We start from the raw sequence: 19,056 nt of genomic DNA on the forward strand, positions 1-19,056 counted from the left end.
GACGAGAATTCCGGACGCGCGGGATCCGGAATGTGGGGAGAATTCGCCTGACTTCAGGGCAAGTCGGGCCACGCAAAGGGAACAAAAGCGGCGAAAGACGCACACACTTTGGCTACATCTTGTCGGGCGCGCGGCAGGAATTCAGGGTGTCCGATCAGGGGATCGGGATCGCGTTCCCCAACTGTACCGCGCTCAACCACACAGAATTGCCCCCTCCGCTTCTCTCACGGAGGGGGCAATTCAATGAACGCTCAGTGACGGCCGTTACCGATGGTAATAATCAAGCCGGTCGACCGGTTCAGCCACCGGCGACGGCCGGAATGATCGACACACCGGCACCGTCCGGCGTCGCCGTCTCAAGACCCTGCTCGAAGCGCACGTCGTCGTCATTGACGTACACGTTGACGAACCGGCGCAGCTTGCCCTGGTCGTCCAGCACCCGGGCGGCGATCCCGGTGTGGTTCTTCTCCAGATCGGCGATGACCTCACCGAGGTTCCCGCCCTCGGCGGCGACCTCGGCCTGCCCGCCGGTGTAGGTACGCAGGATGGTGGGGATGCGAACGGTGACGCTCATCGGAATATGACCTCCGGTTTTGATTGAAGCTACGGCTGGGGCGCGCCCTCAGGGGCGCGGGGCTGTGCCGATCTGCGGCTCCGCCGCGTGGGCGCGACCAGCCCCCACCGGCCCGCAGCAAGCAACGGTCAGACGAGTCCGGCGTCCCGGAACGAATCCAGGTTGGGCCGGATGGTCGCGGTCAGCCCGGTACCGGCCACCGCGTCCAGTGTCTTCAGCCCATCGCCCGTGTTCAGAACGACCGTGGTCTTGGCAGGGTCGAGAAGCCCGTTCTCCAGCAGCTTCTTCGCCACCCCCACCGTCACCCCACCGGCGGTCTCCGCGAACACACCCTCGGTCCTCGCGAGCAGCTTGATCGCCTCGACGACCTGCTCGTCGTTCACGTCCTCCACCGCACCGCCCGTACGACGCGCGATGTCGAGCACGTACGGCCCGTCCGCCGGGTTGCCGATCGCCAGCGACTTGGCGATGGTGTCCGGCTTCTGGGGGCGTACGACGTCGTGCCCGGCCTTGTACGCCGCCGACACCGGCGAGCAGCCCTCGGCCTGCGCGCCGAAGATCTTGTACGGCTTGTCCTCGACCAGACCGAGCTTGATCAGCTCCTGCAGTCCCTTGTCGATCTTCGTGAGCTGCGAGCCGGAGGCGATCGGCACGACCAGCTGGTCCGGCAGCTGCCAGCCGAGCTGCTCGCAGATCTCGTACGCCAGCGTCTTGGAGCCCTCGGCGTAGTACGGCCGCAGGTTGACGTTGACGAAGCCCCAGCCCTCGCCGGCCGGGTCGCCGATCAGCTCGGAGCAGAAGCGGTTCACGTCGTCGTAGTTGCCCTCGATGCCGACGAGCTCGCCGCCGTAGATCGCGGCCATGACGACCTTGCCCTGCTCCAGGTCGTGCGGGATGAACACGCAGGAGCGGAAGCCGGCGCGGGCCGCGGCGGCACCCACCGCACCGGCGAGGTTGCCGGTGGAGGAGCAGGACAGGGTGGTGAAGCCGAAGGCGCGGGCGGCCTCCAGGGCCTGGGCGACGACGCGGTCCTTGAAGGAGTGCGTCGGGTTGCCGGAGTCGTCCTTGACGAAGAGCTTGCCGGCGTCGACGCCGAGCTCACGGGCCAGGTTGTCGGCCTTGACGAGCTTGGTCCAGCCGGGGTTGATGTTCGGCTTGTCCGCCACGTCGGCCGGGACCGGCAGCAGCGGGGCGTAGCGCCAGATGTTCGCGGGACCCGCTTCGATGCGCTTGCGGAGCTCTTCGGTGTCGTAGGCCGAGAAGTCGTAGGCGATCTCCAGCGGGCCGAAACACTCCTGACACGCGAAGACCGGGCCGAGGGGGACGCGGTGACCGCACTCGCGGCAGCTCAGGGCGGCGGCGGGGCCGAGGTCTACGGTGGATTCGGTGGTGCTTGCAACAGTCTGCGCAGCCATGTGAGGCGAGGCCCTTTCTCCTCATCTTCCTCACGACGCATCTCGCCGTGAGACGGATTTGGCACCTTCCCGAGCCGGGAGCCTCGCGCATGTGGTCGACAGTGACCTACGAGTACCGGCTGGAGGGTTGCCGGGGCTTCAACGGGCCGTGTCCCTCTGCCCCTCTGGATGAGCTGTATTCGGTTGTCGACGTGGGTTGACCCCGGACATGCGATGGTCACCCGCGTTGTTCAAGACTGTAACCGACGACCAGGACAGTTGAGATAGTCGTCCGAACCGCGAGATGGCTCACAGTCCGTCCCGCCGAAAGTACGCAGAGGAGCCGCCACGGTGCTGGAAGAAGTCGAGCGCTGGCTGAGCACCCGTTCCTGGTCCGCGACCGATCGCCCCCTCCACCAGATACTCGCCGCCAAGCAGCGCACGGGTCAGACGGTGAGTGTCGTGCTGCCCGCGCTCAACGAGGAGGAGACGGTCGGCGACATCGCCGCCGTGATCCGCCACGATCTGATGCGGCAGGTGCCGCTCGTCGACGAGCTCGTCGTCGTCGACTCCGGCTCGACCGACCGTACGTCGGAGGTGGCCGCGGCCGCGGGCGCGACGGTGGTGCACCGGGACGCGATACTCCCGCGGCTGCCCGCGGTGCCCGGCAAGGGCGAGGTGCTGTGGCGCTCGCTGCTCGCCACCCGCGGGGACATCGTCTGCTTCGTCGACGCGGACCTGAGGGACTTCTCGTCCGACTTCGTCTCCGGGATCGTGGGCCCGCTGCTCACCGATCCGGGCGTGGAGCTGGTGAAGGCCATGTACGACCGTCCGCTCGGCGGCGCCGCCGGGCAGGGCGGCCGGGTCACCGAGCTGATGGCCAGGCCGCTGCTCAACATGCACTGGCCTCAGCTGGCCGGCTTCGTGCAGCCGCTCGGCGGCGAGTACGCGGCCCGCCGCTCGCTGCTGGAGCAGCTGCCGTTCCCCGTCGGGTACGGCGTCGAGCTGGGCATGCTGGTCGACGCCCTGCACCTGGCGGGCCTCGACGCCCTCGCCCAGGTCGACGTCGGCGTGCGCAAGCACCGGCACCAGGACGGGCAGGCGCTGGGCCGGATGGCCGCCGCGATCTACCGCACGGCCCAGCTGCGGCTGGCCCGCGGGCATCTGATCCGGCCGTCCCTGACGCAGTTCGAGCGGGGAGGGGACGGCTTCGAGCCGCGGACGTACTCCGTGGACACCGAGGAGCGTCCGCCGATGGTGGAGATCGCCGAGTACCAGGCACGGAAGGCCGCCTGACCGGGGCTGTTTTCGGCCGGGTACGGCAGGTCCGTACGTTTGAGCGTTTCCGGGCCGGGCTAGGTTGAGGGCTATGGCTTCAACGTTCGGTGCTGCACAGGTGCTGGTGGCCTCCAACCGCGGCCCGGTCTCGTACGCGGTGGGCGAGGACGGTTCGCTGAACGCCAAACGGGGCGGCGGGGGGCTGGTCTCGGGGCTCTCCGCGATCGGCTCGGACGCGGACGCGCTCTGGGTCTGCTCGGCGCTGTCCGACGGCGACCGCGAGGCGGTCCGGCGCGGTGTCGGCGAGGACGGCGTACGGATGCTGGACATCCCGGCCGACGTGCACGCCGACGCGTACAACGGCATCGCCAACTCGGTCCTGTGGTTCGTCCACCACATGCTCTACCAGACTCCCCTGGAGCCGGTCTTCGACGCGGAGTTCCGGCGGCAGTGGACGTCGTACGAGACGTACAACCGGGCGTTCGCTCAGGCGCTGGCCGAGGATGCGGCGCAGGGTGCGGCCGTGGTCGTGCAGGACTACCACCTGACGCTGGTGCCGGGCATGCTCCGCGAGCTGCGGCCGGACCTGCGGATCGGGCACTTCTCGCACACGCCGTGGGCGCCGCCCGAGTACTTCCACATGCTGCCGGACGACGTGGCCGGGCAGGTGCTGCGCGGCATGCTCGGCGCGGACCGGCTGGGCTTTCTCACCCAGCGCTGGGCGGACGCGTTCGTCGCGTGTGCCGAACGGTTCGCCGACGGGCTCGGGGGCACGCGGGTCGGCGTGCACGGGCTGGGGGCCGACGCGGACTTCCTGCGCAAGCGGGCGCACGAGCCGGACGTCGAGGAGCGGATGGCCGCACTGCGGGAGCAGATCGGCGAGGGCCGCCGCACCATCGTCCGGGTCGACCGCACCGAGCTGTCGAAGAACATCGTGCGCGGCCTGCTGGCCTACCGCACGCTCCTCGACTCCCACCCCGAGTGGCGCGAGCGCGTCGTGCACGTCGCCTTCGCCTACCCCTCGCGGCAGGACCTCGCCGTGTACCGCGACTACACGGCCGAGGTGCAGCGGGTCTCGGAGGAGATCAACGCCGAGTACGGGACCCCGGGGTGGACCCCGGTCGTACTGAACCTCAAGGACGACTTCGCCCGCTCCCTGGCCGCGTACCGGCTCGCCGACGTGGCGCTCGTCAACCCCATCCGCGACGGCATGAACCTCGTCGCCAAGGAGGTCCCGGTCGTCTCCGACGCGGGCTGCGCGCTGGTGCTGTCGCGGGAGGCCGGGGCGTACGAGGAGCTGGGCGAGGACGCGGTCACGGTGAACCCGTACGACGTGACCGGCACGGCGGCGGCCCTGCACGAGGCGCTCTCGATGCGCCCGGAGGAACGCGCCGAGCGCGGCAAACGGCTGGCCGCGGCGGCGACCGCGCTGCCGCCGGCGCAGTGGTTCCTGGACCAGCTCGACGCGTTGAGGGGCTGAGCGGTGATGAGCCCGGAGGCATTGCCGACACCCGTCACCAAGGCCGGGCAGGAGGGTCTCGACGCCCTCCTCGCGCGGCCCTCCGAGGCGCTGATCGGGCTGGACTTCGACGGGACGCTCGCGCCGATCGTGGCCGATCCGGAGCTGGCCAGGGCCCATCCGGAGGCGCTGGGGGCGCTGGCGGCGCTCGCGCCGAAGGTGGCCGCCGTGGCGGTGATCACCGGCCGCCCGGCCGAGGTCGCGGTCCGCAACGGCGGCTTCGCTGACGTACCCGGTCTCGAACACCTCGTCGTCCTCGGGCACTACGGTGCCGAGCGGTGGGACGCCCGCAGCGGCGAGATCAGCGCGCCCGCCCCGCATCCCGGAGTCGCGGGTGTCCGCGGGGAGCTGCCCGAACTCCTCGAACGGCTCGGGGCGTCGCAGGGCACCTGGATCGAGGAGAAGGGCCGGGCCGTGGCCGTGCACACGCGCCGGGCCGCCGACCCGCAGGCCACCCTGGACCTGCTGCGCGAGCCGCTCACCGGCCTGGCCGGCCGCCACGGCCTGATCGTGGAGCCCGGCCGGCTGGTCCTCGAACTGCGCCCGCCCGGCATGGACAAGGGCGTCGCCCTCACCGAGTTCGCCCGGGAGATCGGCGCCGGTTCCGTCCTCTACGGCGGTGACGACCTGGGCGACCTGCCCGCCTACTCCGCCGTGGACCGCCTCCGCTCGGACGGCACCCCGGGCCTGCTGGTCTGCAGCGGCAGCGACGAGGTGACCGAACTGCGCGAGCGGGCGGACCTGGTGGTGGACGGCCCGGAGGGCGTCGTGCACCTGCTGAGCGCACTGGCCGCCCGGCTGCGGTAACGCCCTCTCAGCGTTCCGCCCGGCGCGTCTCCCGTATCCGCCGGAGCCGGTTGACCGTCACCGGGTCGTGGGCGAGGGCCCTGGGATCGTCCAGCAGGGCGTTGAGGAGCTGGTAGTAGCGCACGGGGGCGAGGCCCAGCTCCTCCCGTACGGCCCGTTCCTTCGCGCCGGGGCCGGGGAAGCTCCGGCGTTCGAGCGCGAGGATGTCCCGCTCCCGGCGCCCGAGCCCCTGCTCACCCGTGTCCTCGTCCATGCCAGGCACCGTAACGCCCGCCACCGACAGTCAGCCGGGCTACTCCGCGTTCTCCGCCCGGGACGCCTCCGCCTGGAGCTGGCCCAGGACTGCCGAGGGGCTGCCGCCGGGGGCGACGGCCTTGCCGATCCGCTGCTTGATCTCGGCGCTGACGTCGGCCCAGGAGGTCTTGCCGACCGGGTAGAGCTCGGAGGTCAGCAGCTCCTCCAGGAACGGCCTGAGGTGCCGGTCCTGGTCCGAGACGGACATGGCCCCGGACGCGGAGGTGGTGACCGGCAGCAGGTCGTACTCGCGGGAGAAGGCCAGCACGTTCTTCTCGCTGTAGACGAAGTCGAGGAAGTCACCGACCTGGTCGCGGTGGCCGTTCTTGCGGAAGGCCGTCATCCAGTCGGCGACACCGAGCGTGGACTTGCTCGTGCCTTCCTTGCCCGGTGTCGGCACCATGCCGTACTTGACGCCCTTCTTCGCGGCGATGTTCATCAGCGACGGGTGCCCGTTGACCATGCCGACCTCGCCCTTGGCGAAGGCGGCGAACGCGTCGGCCCGGTTGAGCTCCCCGGGCGCGACCGGCCCGGTCAGGCCCTTGCCGACCAGGTCGTCCTTCAGCCAGGAGAAGGTGTCGACGTTCTCCGGGGCGTCGATGCCGTAGCCGTCGACGGTGTCGGTGTAGCCGCCCCCGCCGCTGAGCATCCACTGCATGGTCTCGGCCGGCGCCTCCTCCGGCCCGAGGGGCAGCGCGTACGGGTAGGTCACGCCCTCCGCCTTGAGCGCCTCGGCGTCGTCGGCCAGGTCGTCCCAGGTCTTGGGCGGGGTGATGCCGGCCTCGGAGAAGAGGGTCTTGTTGTAGAAGAGCACGCGCGTGGAGGAGGCGAACGGCATGCCGTACTGCACGCCCTTCACCTGCCCCGCGGAGGCCAGCTGCCCGACGAAGTCGGCCTGCACGGGTATGGAGAGCAGTTCGTCGGCCTTGTAGAGCTGGTTCCGGGCCGCGTAACCGGCGTACGAGCCGATCTGCGCCATGTCCGGCGGGTCACCGGCGGCGACCATCTCCCTGACCTTGCGGTCGACGTCGTTCCAGGAGTAGACGCTGACGTCGATCTTCACACCGGGGTGGTCGGCCTCGTACTCCGCGACGAGCTTGTCCCAGTACTTCTGGGAGCTGTTGGCCTTGCTGTCGCCGTAGTCGGCGGCGACCAGCTTCAGGGTCACGTCGCCCGAGCCGCCCGTCACACCGCAGCCGCCAAGGACCGCCGTCATGCCCAGTGCGGACACCACCGCGATCGTTCCTGCCATCCGCCGCCGCTGCACCGCTGCACTTCCCCAACCCTGGCGTCACCGCCACCGAAAACTTTCGATATTCGGAATAAGGTCTACACCACGTGAGTGGACTAGACCTCTTGCGGGTCCCCGGGTCACACTGTGTTCCGTGAGACATGTCATCGCCCTGGACGTGGGCGGCACCGGAATGAAGGCCGCCCTGGCCGGGCCCGGGGGCGAGGTGCTGCACCGGTCCCGCCGTGCCACCGGACGCGACCAGGGTCCGGACGCCGTCGTCGCGGGCATCCTCGGCTTCGCCGCCGAGCTGCACGCGTACGGCGCCGAGCACTTCGGCATGCCCGCGGCCGCCGCCGGTGTGGCCGTGCCCGGCATCGTCGACGAGGCGGAGGGCGTCGCCGTCTACTCCGCGAACCTCGGCTGGCGCGACGTCCCCCTGCGCGACGCGCTCGCGGCACGCCTGGGCGTCCCGGTCGCCCTCGGCCACGACGTGCGCACCGGCGCTCTCGCCGAGGGCCGGGTCGGCGCGGGCCGAGGCGCCGACCGGTTCCTGTTCGTGGCGCTGGGCACCGGCATCGCGGGCGGCATCGGCGTCGAGGGCCGGGTCGAGTCGGGCGCGCACGGCTTCGCGGGCGAGATCGGCCACATCGTCGTACGGCCCGGAGGAGCCCCCTGCCCGTGCGGGCAGCGCGGCTGCCTGGAGCGCTTCGCCTCGGCGGCGGCCGTGAGCGAGGCCTGGGCCGCGGCCTCGGCCGACCCGGACGCGGACGCGGCCGACTGCGCGAAGGCCGTCGAATCCGGCGACCCGAAGGCCCGGGCGGTCTGGCAGGACGCCATCGACGCCCTGGCCGACGGCCTGGTCACGGCCCTGACCTTGCTGGATCCACGCACTTTGATCATCGGTGGTGGCCTGGCGGAAGCGGGGGAAACCCTCTTCACACCCCTGCGGGAAGCGATCCGTAGCCGCATCACCTTCCAGAAACAGCCGTCGATCGTCCCCGCGGCCCTGGGTGACGCGGCGGGTTGTCTGGGCGCGGGCCTACTCGCCTGGGATCTCCTCGACCGGACCGACCGTATGGAGGTAACGCCCTGATGACCGATGCCCCAGGGGCGCGGGGAACTGCGCGACCAGCCACGCACCACCCGCACTCCGCACCATCGGGAACCCTCACGGTCCTCACCGGCGCGACCGTGGTCCTCCCCACGGAGACGGTCACAAACGGCCGGGTCGTCATCAACGGCACCCGCATCACCGCCACAGCCCCGGAAAACGCGACGGTCATCGACGTAACCGGCCACTACGTCATCCCCGGCTTCGTCGACCTCCACAACCACGGCGGCGGCGGAGCCTCCTTCACCTCCGGCTCGGCCGAGGACATCCTCAAGGGCATCCACACCCACCGCCTGCACGGCACGACCACCCTGGTCGCCTCCACCGTCACCGGCGACATGGACTTCCTCACCCGACGCGCCGGCCTGCTCAGCGAACTCGCCGAGCAGGGCGAGATCGCCGGCGTCCACTTCGAGGGCCCGTTCATCTCCCCCTGCCGCAAGGGCGCCCACGCCGAGAACCTCCTGCGCGACCCGCACCCCGCGGACGTCCGCAAGCTGATCGACGCGGCCCGGGGTCAGGCGAAGATGGTCACCCTGGCCACCGAACTCCCCGGCGGACTGGACTCCGTACGCCTTCTGGCCGAACAGGGCGTGATCGCGGCGATCGGCCACACGGACGCGACCTACGAGCAGACGGTCGAGGCCATCGACGCGGGCGCGACGGTGGCCACCCACCTCTTCAACGCGATGCCACCCCTCGGCCACCGCTCCCCCGGCCCGATCACCGCGCTCCTCGAGGACGACCGGATCACGGTCGAGCTGATCAACGACGGCACGCACCTGCACCCCGCCGCACTCCGGCTGGCGTTCCACCACACGGGCGCGGACCGCGTGGCGTTCATCACGGACGCGATGGACGCGGCCGGTTTCGGCGACGGCCGCTACTGGCTCGGCCCGCTGGAGGTGGAGGTCGCCGACGGCGTGGCCCGCCTGGTCGAGGACGGCACGATCGCGGGCTCCACCCTCACCCTGGACCGCGCCTTCAAACGGGCCGTCACGATCGACGGCCTGTCGGTCGAGGACGCGGTGCGGGCCCTCTCGGCGACCCCTGCCCGCCTGCTCGGCATGGCCGACCGCATCGGCTCCCTGGAACCCGGCAAGGACGCGGACCTGGTGCTCCTGGACTCGGATTTCGAGTTGAAGGGCGTGATGCGCAGGGGCGAATGGGTGGTGGGTCCCCAACTGGGCTGATCCATCCCCCAGTCGGGAGACGGTGGCCGGGTCCAGGACTGGGCCGACCGCCGTCTCTTTGGCATGATCAGGGAACGTTCACGGCAACAAGCGCGTCCGGGGGGAGGTCGGCCCAGGTGATCCTCACGGTCACACTGAACACCGCTCTCGACATCACCTACCGCGTACGGTCCCTCCGGCCGCACGCCTCCCACCGCGTCTCCGAGGTGACGGAACGCCCTGGCGGCAAGGGCGTCAACGTGGCCCGGGTCCTCGCGGCCCTCGGGCACGAGGTGACGGTGACGGGATTCACGGGCGGTGCGACGGGCCGGGTCGTCCAGGAACTTCTGGCCTCGGTGCCGCGCGTGGTGGACGCGCTGATCCCGATCACGGGCCCGACACGCCGCACGATCGCCGTGGTCGACGACCGGTCCGGCGACACCACACAACTCAACGAACCCGGCCCCACGGTCACACCCACCGAGTGGTCCGCCTTCCAGGAGGCCTACGAGGTCCTGCTCCCCACCGCCTCCGCCGTGGCCCTGTGCGGCAGCCTCCCACCGGGCGTCCCGGTGGGCGCATACGCCGGACTGGTCCGCACGGCCAGGTCCGCCGGCGTCCCGGTCCTCCTCGACACGAGCGGCGAACCCCTGCGCCGCGGCGTCGCCGCCCGCCCCGACATCATCAAGCCGAACTCCGACGAACTGGCGGAACTGACGGGCTCCCACGACCCCGTGCGAGCCACCCAGGACGCCCGCCGCCGGGGCGCGGGCGCGGTGGTCGCCTCCCTCGGCGCGGAAGGCCTGCTGGCGGTAACCCCCGAGGGCCGCTGGCGCGCCGCCCCACCGTCATCCCTCCACGGCAACCCCACGGGCGCAGGCGACTCAGCGGTCGCCGGCCTGATGTCGGCCCTGGTGGAGCACCGTCCCTGGCCGGATCGCCTGACCCGAGCGGTCGCCCTGTCGGCGGCGACGGTCTCGGCGCCGGTCGCGGGGGAGTTCGACCGGGGCGTGTACGAGGAGCTGCTGGGGCGGGTCACGGTGACGAGTGAGGCATCTGCGGCGTAGGGCACAGGTGACCGAAATCCTCTGGCCGATTCGCCTCTCCCCCACCTAAGATCACCGACGACCAAAGATCGACCTTTTTTGCTGGGGGAACAATTGAACAAGATCACGAGGCTGGCCATGGTCGGCATCGCCTCCGTGGGCCTCATGGCCACCATGAACTCCGGCGCTTCGGCGGCCCCGGAGATCAAGGCTGCTCCGGCGGCCGCGCAGGAATGGGGCGGCGGCTGGAGCGACGTCCGGGACGTCAGCATCCGTGAGAAGCCCAGCACCACCGCACGGAAGGTCGGCACCCTGAAGAAGGGGAAGATCGTCAAGTGCTGGGTCGCCGGGTGCAGCGGCACGCACAACGGCGGCGCCTACAAGTGCTCAAGCAGCTCGCCGACCGAGAAGGACTGGCACGAGGTCCGGTGGAACGGCAAGAAGGCGTGGGCCGCGAGCCGTTGCCTGGAGTGGGGCCGGGTCGAGTGAGCTGAGCTCGTTACCGCTCGTACGGCGGCGGCCGTCCCCCACGGTGGGGGGACGGCCGCCGTCGTCGTATCAGTCCGACCGGCTAGCCTCGCTTGAGGTAGAACTGGTCGAGGACCGCGTCGCACTTGTTGCCCTCGTTGCAGGCGAGCTCGATGGTGTTGGTCCCCTTGTTCAGGTTCACGATGGCCCAGGTGTTCTTCCAGCCCTGTTCCCAGTCGCCCTTGGGTGAGTTCCCGAAGTTCTTCATGCTCATGGGCCTGGGGTCCGGCTTGCCGTTGACCACCAGGGTCGCATTGGCGTCCGTGCCCGGGACGCCGTAATTCAGGTAGAGCTTGTAGGAGCCGGCCTTCTCGATGCCGTCCACCGTCCAGGTGACCTTGGCACCGACCTGGTTGAAGCCCGTCACATAGACCCCGCCGTCGGCCTTCGCGCCCTTGAACTCCGACGCCGTCGTGAGGCCGGGGCTGAGCCGCATCGCCTTCGCGTCGATCTTCGGAAGCTCGGTCTTGCCCGCCGCGCTCTTGCTGGCCGACGGAGTCGGTTCCGCGCTCTGGGACTGGTTCTGGCCGGAGCCGGCCTGGTCCTCGGACTTCTTGTCGTCCTTGTCGCCGCCCAGCATGGCCACGCCGATGCCGATGACGACCGCCGCGACCACCGCGATCGCACCGATCAGCAGGCCCTTGGTGTTCGGGCCGCGGCCACCGCGGCCGCCTCCGCCGCCGGGTACCTGGTGCTGGGGGGCGGTGGTGGCTCCGCCGCCGCCGGGCAGCGTCTCGGGTGCCGCGTAGTGCGCGTTCGGCCGGCCGTAGCCGCCCTGCTGCTGGGGGGCCTGACCGTACGCCGCGGTCTGGCCCGCGCCCGCCTGCTGCTGCTGGCCGTAGGAGCGGGTACCGACCGCACGCACCCGGTTGACCGAGTTCGGGTAGCCGTAGCCCCCGGACGGCGGCTGGGCTCCGTTGGCCTGCCCGTCGGCGTAGAGATAGCCGAACGGGTCGTCGTCCTCGGGCGTGCTCGCGCCGTTGTTGCCGGGCGTCATCCCTTGGTCTCCTCAGTCAGGTGCGGTGCAATGCGGTACGGGTCGTGAGAGAGCGAGCCTACCCGCTCCCAGTGACCCAAACGGGTGACTCAGACCGCATCCACTCGCTGACCTCGGGTTCACCCAGCGCGTCTGTGTTGTTTGGGACGAGATCGTTTCTCGACGTACATCCGCTCGTCAGCGGATTTCAACACTTCGTCCGCCGTCATTCCACAGTGTGCCCATCCGATGCCGAAGCTGGCGCCGACCCGGACGGCACGCCCCTCGGCGCGGATGGGCTGGATGATCTCGTTGCGGAGGCGGACCGCGAGGTCCTGCGCGTCGGCCCGGCCGAGTCCGTCGGCGAGGATGACGAATTCGTCACCCCCGAGCCGGGCGACCGTGTCACCGTCGCGGACGCCGCCGCTCAGACGCCGGGCGACCTCGATGAGAACCGCGTCACCCGCGTTGTGCCCGAACCGGTCGTTGATCGACTTGAAGCCGTCGAGGTCGCAGAAGAGGACGGCGAGACCCTTCATACCGTCGTCGTGGTCGCCGTCCGGGGCGACGGTGTGCACATGATGGTCATAGGCGTCGTACGGCTCGGCGGCCTGCCGGAAGTCGAAGCCGGGGCCGACGACGTCGAAGGCGGGGTGGCCGTAGGCCGCGTCATGGGACTCGGCGACGGCGGAGTGCGGGGGCGCGGCGCGCTGACAGAGCCGCGACGACAGGCGGGAGCGCAGCTCGGCGGAGTTCGGCAGGCCGGTGAGTGAGTCGTGCGAGGCGCGGTGGGCGAGCTGCAGCTCACGACGCTTGCGCTCCTCGATGTCCTCGACGTGGGTGAGGAGGAAGCGCGGTCCGTCGGCGGCGTCGGCGACGACGCTGTTGCGCAGTGAGACCCAGACGTAGGTGCCGTCACGGCGGCCGAGGCGGAGTTCCGCGCGGCCGCCCTCCGCCGAGGTCCGCAGCAGGGTGCCTATGTCCTCGGGGTGGACCAGGTCGGAGAAGGAGTAGCGGCGCATCGCGGAGGCGGGGCGGCCCAGCAGCCGGCACAGGGCGTCGTTCGTGCGCAGGATCCGGCCGTGCTGGTCGCCGCCCATCTCGGCGATGGCCATGCCGGACGGGGCGTACTCGAAGGCCTGCCTGAAGCTTTCCTCGCTCGCGCGCAGCGCCTGCTGCTCGCGCTCCAGCCGGACGAGGGCGCGCTGCATGTTGGCGCGCAGCCGGGCGTTGCTGATCGCGATGGCGGCCTGGAACGCGTACATCTGGAGTGCCTCGCGGCCCCAGGCGCCGGGCCGGCGGCCGTTGCGCGGGCGGTCCACGGAGAGCACGCCGATCAGCTCGCCGCATGCCGCGCTGCCCTGCGGCCCGGGCGCGTACATGGGCGCGAAGAGCCTGTCGGCCGGATGCCACTCGTCCTCGAAGCGGGGCGCGGGACCGTCGGTGTACCACTGCGGGACGTCGTCGTCGTCGAGGACCCAGCCCTCGGTGTGCGGTATGAACACCAGGTCGCCCCAGCGCTCGCCCATGCCGAGGCGGCGTTCCCAGGAATCGCGCGAGCCGACGCGGCCGGTGATGAGGGCCTCTGCGGCGGGGTTCCCGGCGAAGGCGGCGACGACGAGATCGCCGTCGGGGCGTACGAGGTTCACGCACGCCATCTCGTACCCGAGAGCGGCGACGACGCCCTCCGCGACGGTCTGCAGTGTGTCGGCCAGGCTGCGGGCCGTGTTCATGTCGGCCATGACCTGGTGCAGTTGTCGCAGGGACGCAAGGCGGACGTAGGGCTCCGACTCGGTCTCCATGCTCGCCCTCCCCCCCGAGACCTCGCAGCGAATCAAGGGTTCTCATCGGCGTTCGTCCTGGCAGCTTCCCCGCCACTGAATCACAGCGCGCTGCTCACTCGGTACACAGGGTCAACAATTCCTGCCCCTTGTGACTCAAGTCACAGGCAAAGCTGAACAATTGAGTGGAGTTTCTGCGTTTTTCACGTGCGTCTATCGAACGCAAACTTTGTCAGGTTGCGCCCATGTTCTTCCCGAAGGCCTTCAGGAGTCCGTCGCTAGTCCTAAGACCCTGATCGGGCGGGAGCCCGATGCGCGGCGCGCGGGGCGGAGATTAGCGTTTCGGGTGTGCCGAACACTCCCGCCGCCACGTCCCCGATCATTCCGTCACCCGCCTCCGGGCATGCTGAGGGGGTGAGCAACGACGAGTTCCGTGCCGCCATGTCCCGGCTGGCCTCGGGCGTGGTCCTGGTGACCGCGCAGGAGCCGCCGCTCGACCCGGACGACCCCTCGGCGCCGGGCAGCGAGGACGTTGGCATGACGGCCACGGCCTTCATGTCGGTGTCCCTGGACCCGCCCATGGTGCTGGTGAGCCTGCGCGAGGGCTCCCGCATGGACGAGCTGCTCGACGAACAGCCCCAGTGGGCGGTCTCGGTCCTGTCCGAGAGCCAGCGGCACATCGCGGGCCGGTTCGCCATGAAGGGCCGGGTCAGCGACCGGCTGCTGTTCGCCGACATCCCTTACACGCGCGGCGAGTACACCGGGGCACCCCTGGTGGGCGGCGCCCTGGCCGTCCTGGAGTGCCGCACCGAGCAGCGCGTACCGGCCGGCGACCACACGCTGGTCATCGGCCGCGTCCTGACGGCCCATGTGCCGAGCGCTGAGGGCGGGCCGCTGACGTACTTCCGGGGGCGATACCGGCAGTTGGGGTGAGGCGGAAATCCGGTGGCCCGGGGTTGATCGCCGACCCTAGGGTGCGCGCATGACGACGACGGGCCTCCACCTCGAAGAGATCACCGCCGCGAACCTCGACGCCGCCCTCGGCATCCGCGTCCGCCCCGACCAGGAACACGCGGTCGCCCCGGTCGTGAAGTCACTCGCCGAGGCGTACGCGCACGGCGCCATCGCGTGGCCCCGCCTCATCGTCGACGGCGACCGCCCGGTCGGCTTCCTCATGGCCTGCCTCGGCATCGACTGGTACGGGGACGGCAGCGACTTCCGCTCGGGCCTGTGGCGGCTGAACATCGCGGCCGGAGAGCAGGGCAAGGGGTACGGCCGTTTCGCCGTCGAGTCCGTCGCCGCCGAGCTGCGCCGACGCGACACCAAGAGGTTCTACGTCACCTGGCACCCGGGACCGGACGGCCCCGAGGGCTTCTACCTGGGGCTCGGCTTCCGCCCGGACGGGGAGAACAGCGGGGGCCAGACGGTGGGGCTGCTGGAGCTGACTGGCCCAGGGCCCCTCGACAGGCGCTAGCTCCAGCCCTGGGCCGATCGGCCGCGCTTGGTCTCCGAGCGCTGCTTCTTCTCGCGCAGCCGGCGCTCGTTGATACCCCGGGGGATCCGGGTCTGCCTGCGGGGCTTGGGCGGGGGTGCGGTGGCCTCGGCCAGGAGGGCGGCGAGGCGTACGGCGGCGGTCTCGCGGTTGCGCCACTGGGAGCGGTGCTCGGAGGACCGTACGGTGACGACTCCGTCGGCCAGGCGCCCGGCCAGCCGCTCCAGCGCCCGCTGCTTCCACACCTCGGGCAGCGCCTCGGTCTTCGCCAGGTCGAAGCTGAGCTCGACCTTCGAGTCACTGGTGTTGACGTGCTGTCCGCCGGGCCCCGAGGAGCGCGAGAAACGCCACATGAGCTCGGCCTCGGGCAGGGAGACGGAGCCGCGGATGACGTGGGGACCAGACATGCCGTCCATGTTCCCGCTTCTGTCCGGTCCGCGTCATCCCAATAATCGCGAGTAAAGAAAGTAAAGGAGCTGGAACCTCGCGTACCCCTCTCTGCGTTCAGGGGGTAGCTGTAGCTTCTTTGCCGTACTGCCGTACGTAAACGAGGGAAGGGACTCCCAACAATGGCTGTAAGCCTGTCCAAGGGTGGCAACGTCTCGCTCACCAAGGAGGCTCCGGGCCTGACCGACGTCACCGTGGGCCTCGGCTGGGACGTCCGCACCACCACCGGCACGGACTTCGACCTCGACGCGTCCGCGATCGCGGTCAACACGCAGGGCAAGGTCTTCTCGGACGCCCACTTCGTGTTCTTCAACAACAAGCAGACCCCGGACAACACGATCGTCCACACCGGCGACAACCGCACGGGTGAGGGCGCCGGCGACGACGAGGCGATCAACGTCAATCTCGCCGCCCTCCCGGCCGACATCGAGAAGATCGTCTTCCCGGTGTCCATCTACGACGCCGAGAACCGCTCGCAGAACTTCGGCCAGGTCCGCAACGCCTACATCCGCATCGTCAACCAGGCCGGCGGCGCCGAGATCGCCCGCTACGACCTGTCGGAGGACGCGGCCACGGAGACGGCCATGGTCTTCGGCGAGCTCTACCGCAACGGCGCGGAGTGGAAGTTCCGCGCCGTCGGCCAGGGCTACGCCTCGGGCCTGGTCGGCATCGCCCAGGACTTCGGCGTGAACGTCTGACGGACGTCGAGCTTGTTCTGACTGTGGAGCCCCCGAGCCTTGGAAGAGGCCGGGGGCTCCGCCCTTTTCTCAGGTGGCGGAACCCCACTTCTCATGGGGCGGAACCCCACTTCTCATGTGGCGGAGCCCCACGACGACCAAGCCACCCGCGCTACGTTCCGGGGGTGATCCTCGAACCCCTGCTCCCGCCGTCCCCCGGCGAATCCGTCCCCGCTCCCCTGCTCACCGAACTCACCGCCCTCTACGCCGCCAACCACGAGTTCCACACCCTCAGCGGCGACTTCCCCGACCCGGACGACATCCGCCCGGAACAGGTCGCGGCCGCCCTGGCCGAGGAATGGGCCCATCCGGACGTCGACGTGCTGCTCGCCCGCGGCTTCGGTCGCCTGATCGGTATCGCGATCACCCTCGCCCACCACCCCGACCCCGCCGACCCGGACCCCTGGATCGGCCTGCTGATGGTGGACGCGAGCCTGCACGGCCAAGGCCACGGCCGCCGCCTCGCCTCCCTCGTGGAGGACCGCTTCCGCGCAGCGGACCGCACGGCCGTACGTCTCGCCGTCCTGGCCAACAACCCGAAGGCCCTCGCCTTCTGGACGGCTCTCGGCTACGAGGTCATCGACCACCGCGAGGACGTGCAGCTGAAACGCCCGTGCGCGGTCCTGCGCAAGGATCTGACCACGCCGTAGCACCAGGCCTCTCAGGGCCTCTCCGGCTTCCCCTCCCCGTACAGCCAGTCCTCCCAGATCCCCTCGAAGTCCTCCCCGGGCGCCTGCTTTTCGACGTACGCCGTGAACTCGGCCGTGTCCGCGTTCCCATGGCGATGGTTCGTCGCCCATCCCCGCAGGATGGCGAAGAACCTGTCGTCGCCGACGGCCTGGCGGATCTTGTGGAGGACCATCGCGCCCCGCTGGTAGACGGGGTCGCCGGAGATGTTCGCGGCATCCGCTGGCTTCGCGGGCGGGAACGCCCAGAGGTCCTTGTACGTCTTCTCGCCGTTCTCGTACAGCGCGTCGAAGGACTCCTGCGCGCTCTCCCCGCCGTGGCCCTCCCGCCACAGCCACTCCGCGTAGGTCGTGAAGCCCTCGTTGAGCCACATGTCGCGCCAGCTCTCCGGCGTGACGGAGTCGCCGTACCACTGGTGGGCGAGTTCGTGGACGAGGAGGGTGATGCCGGGGGCGCCGGGGAAGACGGGGCGGGTCTGGGTCTCCAGGGCGTAGCCGACCTCGGCCGCGCGGTCGACGATCGCGCCGGTGGAGGAGAAGGGATACGGGCCGAAGCGCTTCTCCGCCCAGCGCAGGATCTCGGGGATGCGGGCGAGCACCACGCGGCTCGCCTCCTTCTCCCCCGGGTCGACGGCCGTGTACACGGGCAGCCCGTCCCGGGCGGTGGAGCGGGCGATGTCGTAGCGGCCGATCGCGAGCGTGGCGAGGTAGCTCGCCATGGGCTCGGCGGAGTGCCAGCTGAACGTCGTACGTCCGCCCTTCGCGGTCGTGACGTCGCGCAACTCCCCGTTGGAGACCGCCCGGAGCCCCGGCGGCACGGTCACCGTGAGGTCGTACGACGCCTTGTCGGACGGGTGGTGGTTGCCGGGGAACCACGCCATCGACCCCGTCGGTTCGCCCAGCGCGAGCACCCCGTCCGCGGTGCGCAGCCAGCCCTCCTGGGAGCCGTCCGGGTCGGTGACGGTCTCGGGCGCCCCGGAGTAGCGGACGGTCACGCGGAACGTCTCGTCCCGGCCGAGGTCCTTGCGCGGCCGGACGGTGAGCTCCTGCCCGGCCCGGTTCCAGCGGGCCGTCTCGCCGCCGACGGTGACCTTGCCGACCTCCAGGCCGATCAGGTCGAGGTTGAAGGCGGAGAGGTCCTTGGTCGCGCGGGCGGTGAGGGTGGCCGTGCCGGTGAGGTGGTGGGCGTCCGGATCGTAGGCGAGGCGCAGGCCGTAGTGGGTGACGTCGTAGCCGCCGTTGCCGGCCTTCGGGAAGTAGGGGTCGCGTACGCCGGAGCCGCCCGGGGTGCCGTGGACCCCGCCGCAGGCCGTGAGGGCGAGCGCGGAGACGAGCAGGGCGGGGACAAGACGTACGGACCGGGCCACGACCTCGATCCTATGGGGGGCATGACAGCATCACCCCCGTGCTCGACATCGGCTACGCCCTCTCCAACCGCTTCCCGGACCCTCCGCAGACCGACTACCGCCGCGCGGACGTCCGCGCCCTGCGGCACGACCTGTTCTGCGGCGACGTCTACTTGGCGGACACCAAGACGGACCACGAGGTGTCCACAGCCTGGGGATGGGTGCCGGTGCTCGACTTCGCGTGGGCGCTGTGCGACATCGTGGAGCGGATCGACCGGGACCCGGCGGGCTCGCGGGCGTCCCGGCCGCAGCGGGCGGAACTGGACTTCACCGAGTCGACCGACCGGATGCTCTTCGAGCGCCGCTTCGGGTGGGTGGACATCGAGGCCGACTGGATGCGCGCGGAGGAGCTCCCGCTCACCGTCTCCCACACCGAACTGCGCCGCGAGTCCCGGGACTTCCTGCACGACCTGATCGCCGACCTCACCGATCTGCACGACGACCTCGCCGAGAACCCGGCGATCTGGACCCTTCAGGCGCGCTTTCCCAGGGTCTCCTGACGACGTCCGCCACCGGGCTGGCACGATCAACCTTCGACCGGCAGCGGATACAGCGGACACGGGGAGAACGGCGA

Annotated in this window: 20 protein-coding genes and 1 riboswitch; of the genes, 12 read left to right on the forward strand and 8 right to left on the reverse strand. The window is 70.5% G+C overall.

Features of this window, described 5'->3' with window-relative positions:
• Positions 1 to 298 precede the first annotated feature (298 nt).
• Both ACZ58V_RS33805 and thrC read right to left on the reverse strand, forming a co-directional pair.
• Positions 299 to 574 (reverse strand): MoaD/ThiS family protein, encoded by a 276-nt coding sequence (locus ACZ58V_RS33805; protein ID WP_215120661.1) that lies wholly within the window; start codon positions 572 to 574, stop codon positions 299 to 301.
• Between the two features lie 128 nt (positions 575 to 702).
• A complete protein-coding gene (gene thrC / locus ACZ58V_RS33810) occupies positions 703 to 1,989 on the reverse strand; it encodes a threonine synthase (RefSeq protein WP_468193998.1) in 1,287 nt (428 codons plus the stop codon).
• Between the two features lie 18 nt (positions 1,990 to 2,007).
• Positions 2,008 to 2,164, reverse strand: a riboswitch (SAM riboswitch).
• A gap of 155 nt (positions 2,165 to 2,319) precedes the next feature.
• Here thrC and ACZ58V_RS33815 point away from each other — a divergent pair.
• From ACZ58V_RS33815 to otsB, 3 genes are all read left to right on the forward strand, one after another.
• Positions 2,320 to 3,264, forward strand: coding sequence for a glucosyl-3-phosphoglycerate synthase (locus ACZ58V_RS33815; RefSeq protein WP_382828510.1), 945 nt, complete (start codon positions 2,320 to 2,322; stop codon positions 3,262 to 3,264).
• 73 nt (positions 3,265 to 3,337) lie between these two features.
• Positions 3,338 to 4,726, forward strand: coding sequence for an alpha,alpha-trehalose-phosphate synthase (UDP-forming) (locus ACZ58V_RS33820; protein ID WP_471294884.1), 1,389 nt, complete (start codon positions 3,338 to 3,340; stop codon positions 4,724 to 4,726).
• 6 nt (positions 4,727 to 4,732) lie between these two features.
• A complete protein-coding gene (gene otsB / locus ACZ58V_RS33825; RefSeq protein ID WP_468193992.1) occupies positions 4,733 to 5,572 on the forward strand; it encodes a trehalose-phosphatase in 840 nt (279 codons plus the stop codon).
• A 7-nt stretch (positions 5,573 to 5,579) separates the two neighbouring features.
• On the opposite strand, the gene ACZ58V_RS33830 is transcribed toward otsB, so the two are convergent.
• Positions 5,580 to 5,825: a DUF3263 domain-containing protein gene (locus ACZ58V_RS33830; protein ID WP_468193990.1), complete on the reverse strand. Its 246-nt coding sequence runs from the start codon at positions 5,823 to 5,825 to the stop codon at positions 5,580 to 5,582.
• 39 nt (positions 5,826 to 5,864) lie between these two features.
• A complete protein-coding gene (locus ACZ58V_RS33835) occupies positions 5,865 to 7,118 on the reverse strand; it encodes an extracellular solute-binding protein (RefSeq protein ID WP_468193986.1) in 1,254 nt (417 codons plus the stop codon).
• A 133-nt stretch (positions 7,119 to 7,251) separates the two neighbouring features.
• Between ACZ58V_RS33835 and ACZ58V_RS33840 the strand changes: the two genes are divergently transcribed.
• The 4 genes from ACZ58V_RS33840 (at position 7,252) to ACZ58V_RS33855 (ending at position 10,918) form a co-directional block, all read left to right on the forward strand.
• Positions 7,252 to 8,193: an ROK family protein gene (locus ACZ58V_RS33840; RefSeq protein ID WP_471294887.1), complete on the forward strand. Its 942-nt coding sequence runs from the start codon at positions 7,252 to 7,254 to the stop codon at positions 8,191 to 8,193.
• Positions 8,193 to 9,404 (forward strand): N-acetylglucosamine-6-phosphate deacetylase, encoded by a 1,212-nt coding sequence (gene nagA, locus ACZ58V_RS33845; protein ID WP_468193981.1) that lies wholly within the window; start codon positions 8,193 to 8,195, stop codon positions 9,402 to 9,404. The genes ACZ58V_RS33840 and nagA overlap by 1 nt, the downstream gene beginning before the upstream one ends.
• 116 nt (positions 9,405 to 9,520) lie before the next feature.
• Positions 9,521 to 10,450, forward strand: a complete 930-nt coding sequence (locus tag ACZ58V_RS33850; protein WP_471294889.1) for a 1-phosphofructokinase family hexose kinase — start codon at positions 9,521 to 9,523, stop codon at positions 10,448 to 10,450.
• 93 nt (positions 10,451 to 10,543) lie between these two features.
• Entirely contained in the window at positions 10,544 to 10,918 is a 375-nt protein-coding gene (locus ACZ58V_RS33855; protein WP_471294890.1) for an SH3 domain-containing protein, read from the forward strand.
• A gap of 82 nt (positions 10,919 to 11,000) precedes the next feature.
• Here the strand turns inward: ACZ58V_RS33855 and ACZ58V_RS33860 are convergent, their stop codons facing one another.
• Both ACZ58V_RS33860 and cdgB read right to left on the reverse strand, forming a co-directional pair.
• On the reverse strand, positions 11,001 to 11,954 hold the full coding sequence (locus tag ACZ58V_RS33860; protein ID WP_471294891.1) for a carbohydrate-binding protein: 954 nt from the start codon (positions 11,952 to 11,954) through the stop codon (positions 11,001 to 11,003).
• Between the two features lie 119 nt (positions 11,955 to 12,073).
• Entirely contained in the window at positions 12,074 to 13,735 is a 1,662-nt protein-coding gene (cdgB, locus tag ACZ58V_RS33865) for a diguanylate cyclase CdgB (RefSeq protein ID WP_468193972.1), read from the reverse strand.
• 327 nt (positions 13,736 to 14,062) lie between these two features.
• Here cdgB and ACZ58V_RS33870 point away from each other — a divergent pair, with 327 nt between their 5' ends.
• A complete protein-coding gene (locus ACZ58V_RS33870) occupies positions 14,063 to 14,647 on the forward strand; it encodes a flavin reductase family protein (RefSeq protein ID WP_468193970.1) in 585 nt (194 codons plus the stop codon).
• Positions 14,648 to 14,696: 49 nt separating this feature from the next.
• A complete protein-coding gene (locus ACZ58V_RS33875) occupies positions 14,697 to 15,188 on the forward strand; it encodes a GNAT family N-acetyltransferase (RefSeq protein WP_468193968.1) in 492 nt (163 codons plus the stop codon).
• On the opposite strand, the gene arfB is transcribed toward ACZ58V_RS33875, so the two are convergent.
• Positions 15,185 to 15,622 (reverse strand): alternative ribosome rescue aminoacyl-tRNA hydrolase ArfB, encoded by a 438-nt coding sequence (gene arfB / locus ACZ58V_RS33880; RefSeq protein ID WP_468193965.1) that lies wholly within the window; start codon positions 15,620 to 15,622, stop codon positions 15,185 to 15,187. The genes ACZ58V_RS33875 and arfB overlap by 4 nt on opposite strands.
• 153 nt (positions 15,623 to 15,775) lie before the next feature.
• Between arfB and ACZ58V_RS33885 the strand changes: the two genes are divergently transcribed.
• Positions 15,776 to 16,351 carry a TerD family protein gene (locus tag ACZ58V_RS33885; protein ID WP_189729329.1) on the forward strand — a complete coding sequence of 192 codons (576 nt, stop codon included), beginning with the start codon at positions 15,776 to 15,778 and terminating at the stop codon, positions 16,349 to 16,351.
• 164 nt (positions 16,352 to 16,515) lie between these two features.
• Positions 16,516 to 17,040, forward strand: a complete 525-nt coding sequence (locus ACZ58V_RS33890; protein WP_468193962.1) for a GNAT family N-acetyltransferase — start codon at positions 16,516 to 16,518, stop codon at positions 17,038 to 17,040.
• 11 nt (positions 17,041 to 17,051) lie between these two features.
• Here the strand turns inward: ACZ58V_RS33890 and ACZ58V_RS33895 are convergent, their stop codons facing one another.
• Positions 17,052 to 18,443 (reverse strand): M1 family metallopeptidase, encoded by a 1,392-nt coding sequence (locus ACZ58V_RS33895; protein ID WP_471294895.1) that lies wholly within the window; start codon positions 18,441 to 18,443, stop codon positions 17,052 to 17,054.
• A 38-nt stretch (positions 18,444 to 18,481) separates the two neighbouring features.
• Here ACZ58V_RS33895 and ACZ58V_RS33900 point away from each other — a divergent pair, with 38 nt between their 5' ends.
• A complete protein-coding gene (locus ACZ58V_RS33900; RefSeq protein WP_471294897.1) occupies positions 18,482 to 18,982 on the forward strand; it encodes a hypothetical protein in 501 nt (166 codons plus the stop codon).
• Positions 18,983 to 19,056: the final 74 nt, after the last annotated feature.

Source organism: Streptomyces sp. NPDC040589 (genome assembly GCF_055594445.1).

Coding starts and splice junctions, on each gene's coding strand:
- ACZ58V_RS33820 (WP_471294884.1), top strand. CDS start 3,338: ATGGCTTCAACGTTCGGTGCTGCACAGGTGCTGGTGGCCTCCAACCGC.
- cdgB (WP_468193972.1), bottom strand. CDS start 13,735: ATGGAGACCGAGTCGGAGCCCTACGTCCGCCTTGCGTCCCTGCGACAA.
- arfB (WP_468193965.1), bottom strand. CDS start 15,622: ATGGACGGCATGTCTGGTCCCCACGTCATCCGCGGCTCCGTCTCCCTG.
- thrC (WP_468193998.1), bottom strand. CDS start 1,989: ATGGCTGCGCAGACTGTTGCAAGCACCACCGAATCCACCGTAGACCTC.
- ACZ58V_RS33805 (WP_215120661.1), bottom strand. CDS start 574: ATGAGCGTCACCGTTCGCATCCCCACCATCCTGCGTACCTACACCGGC.
- ACZ58V_RS33885 (WP_189729329.1), top strand. CDS start 15,776: ATGGCTGTAAGCCTGTCCAAGGGTGGCAACGTCTCGCTCACCAAGGAG.
- ACZ58V_RS33830 (WP_468193990.1), bottom strand. CDS start 5,825: ATGGACGAGGACACGGGTGAGCAGGGGCTCGGGCGCCGGGAGCGGGAC.
- otsB (WP_468193992.1), top strand. CDS start 4,733: ATGAGCCCGGAGGCATTGCCGACACCCGTCACCAAGGCCGGGCAGGAG.
- ACZ58V_RS33860 (WP_471294891.1), bottom strand. CDS start 11,954: ATGACGCCCGGCAACAACGGCGCGAGCACGCCCGAGGACGACGACCCG.
- ACZ58V_RS33835 (WP_468193986.1), bottom strand. CDS start 7,118: ATGGCAGGAACGATCGCGGTGGTGTCCGCACTGGGCATGACGGCGGTC.
- ACZ58V_RS33875 (WP_468193968.1), top strand. CDS start 14,697: ATGACGACGACGGGCCTCCACCTCGAAGAGATCACCGCCGCGAACCTC.
- nagA (WP_468193981.1), top strand. CDS start 8,193: ATGACCGATGCCCCAGGGGCGCGGGGAACTGCGCGACCAGCCACGCAC.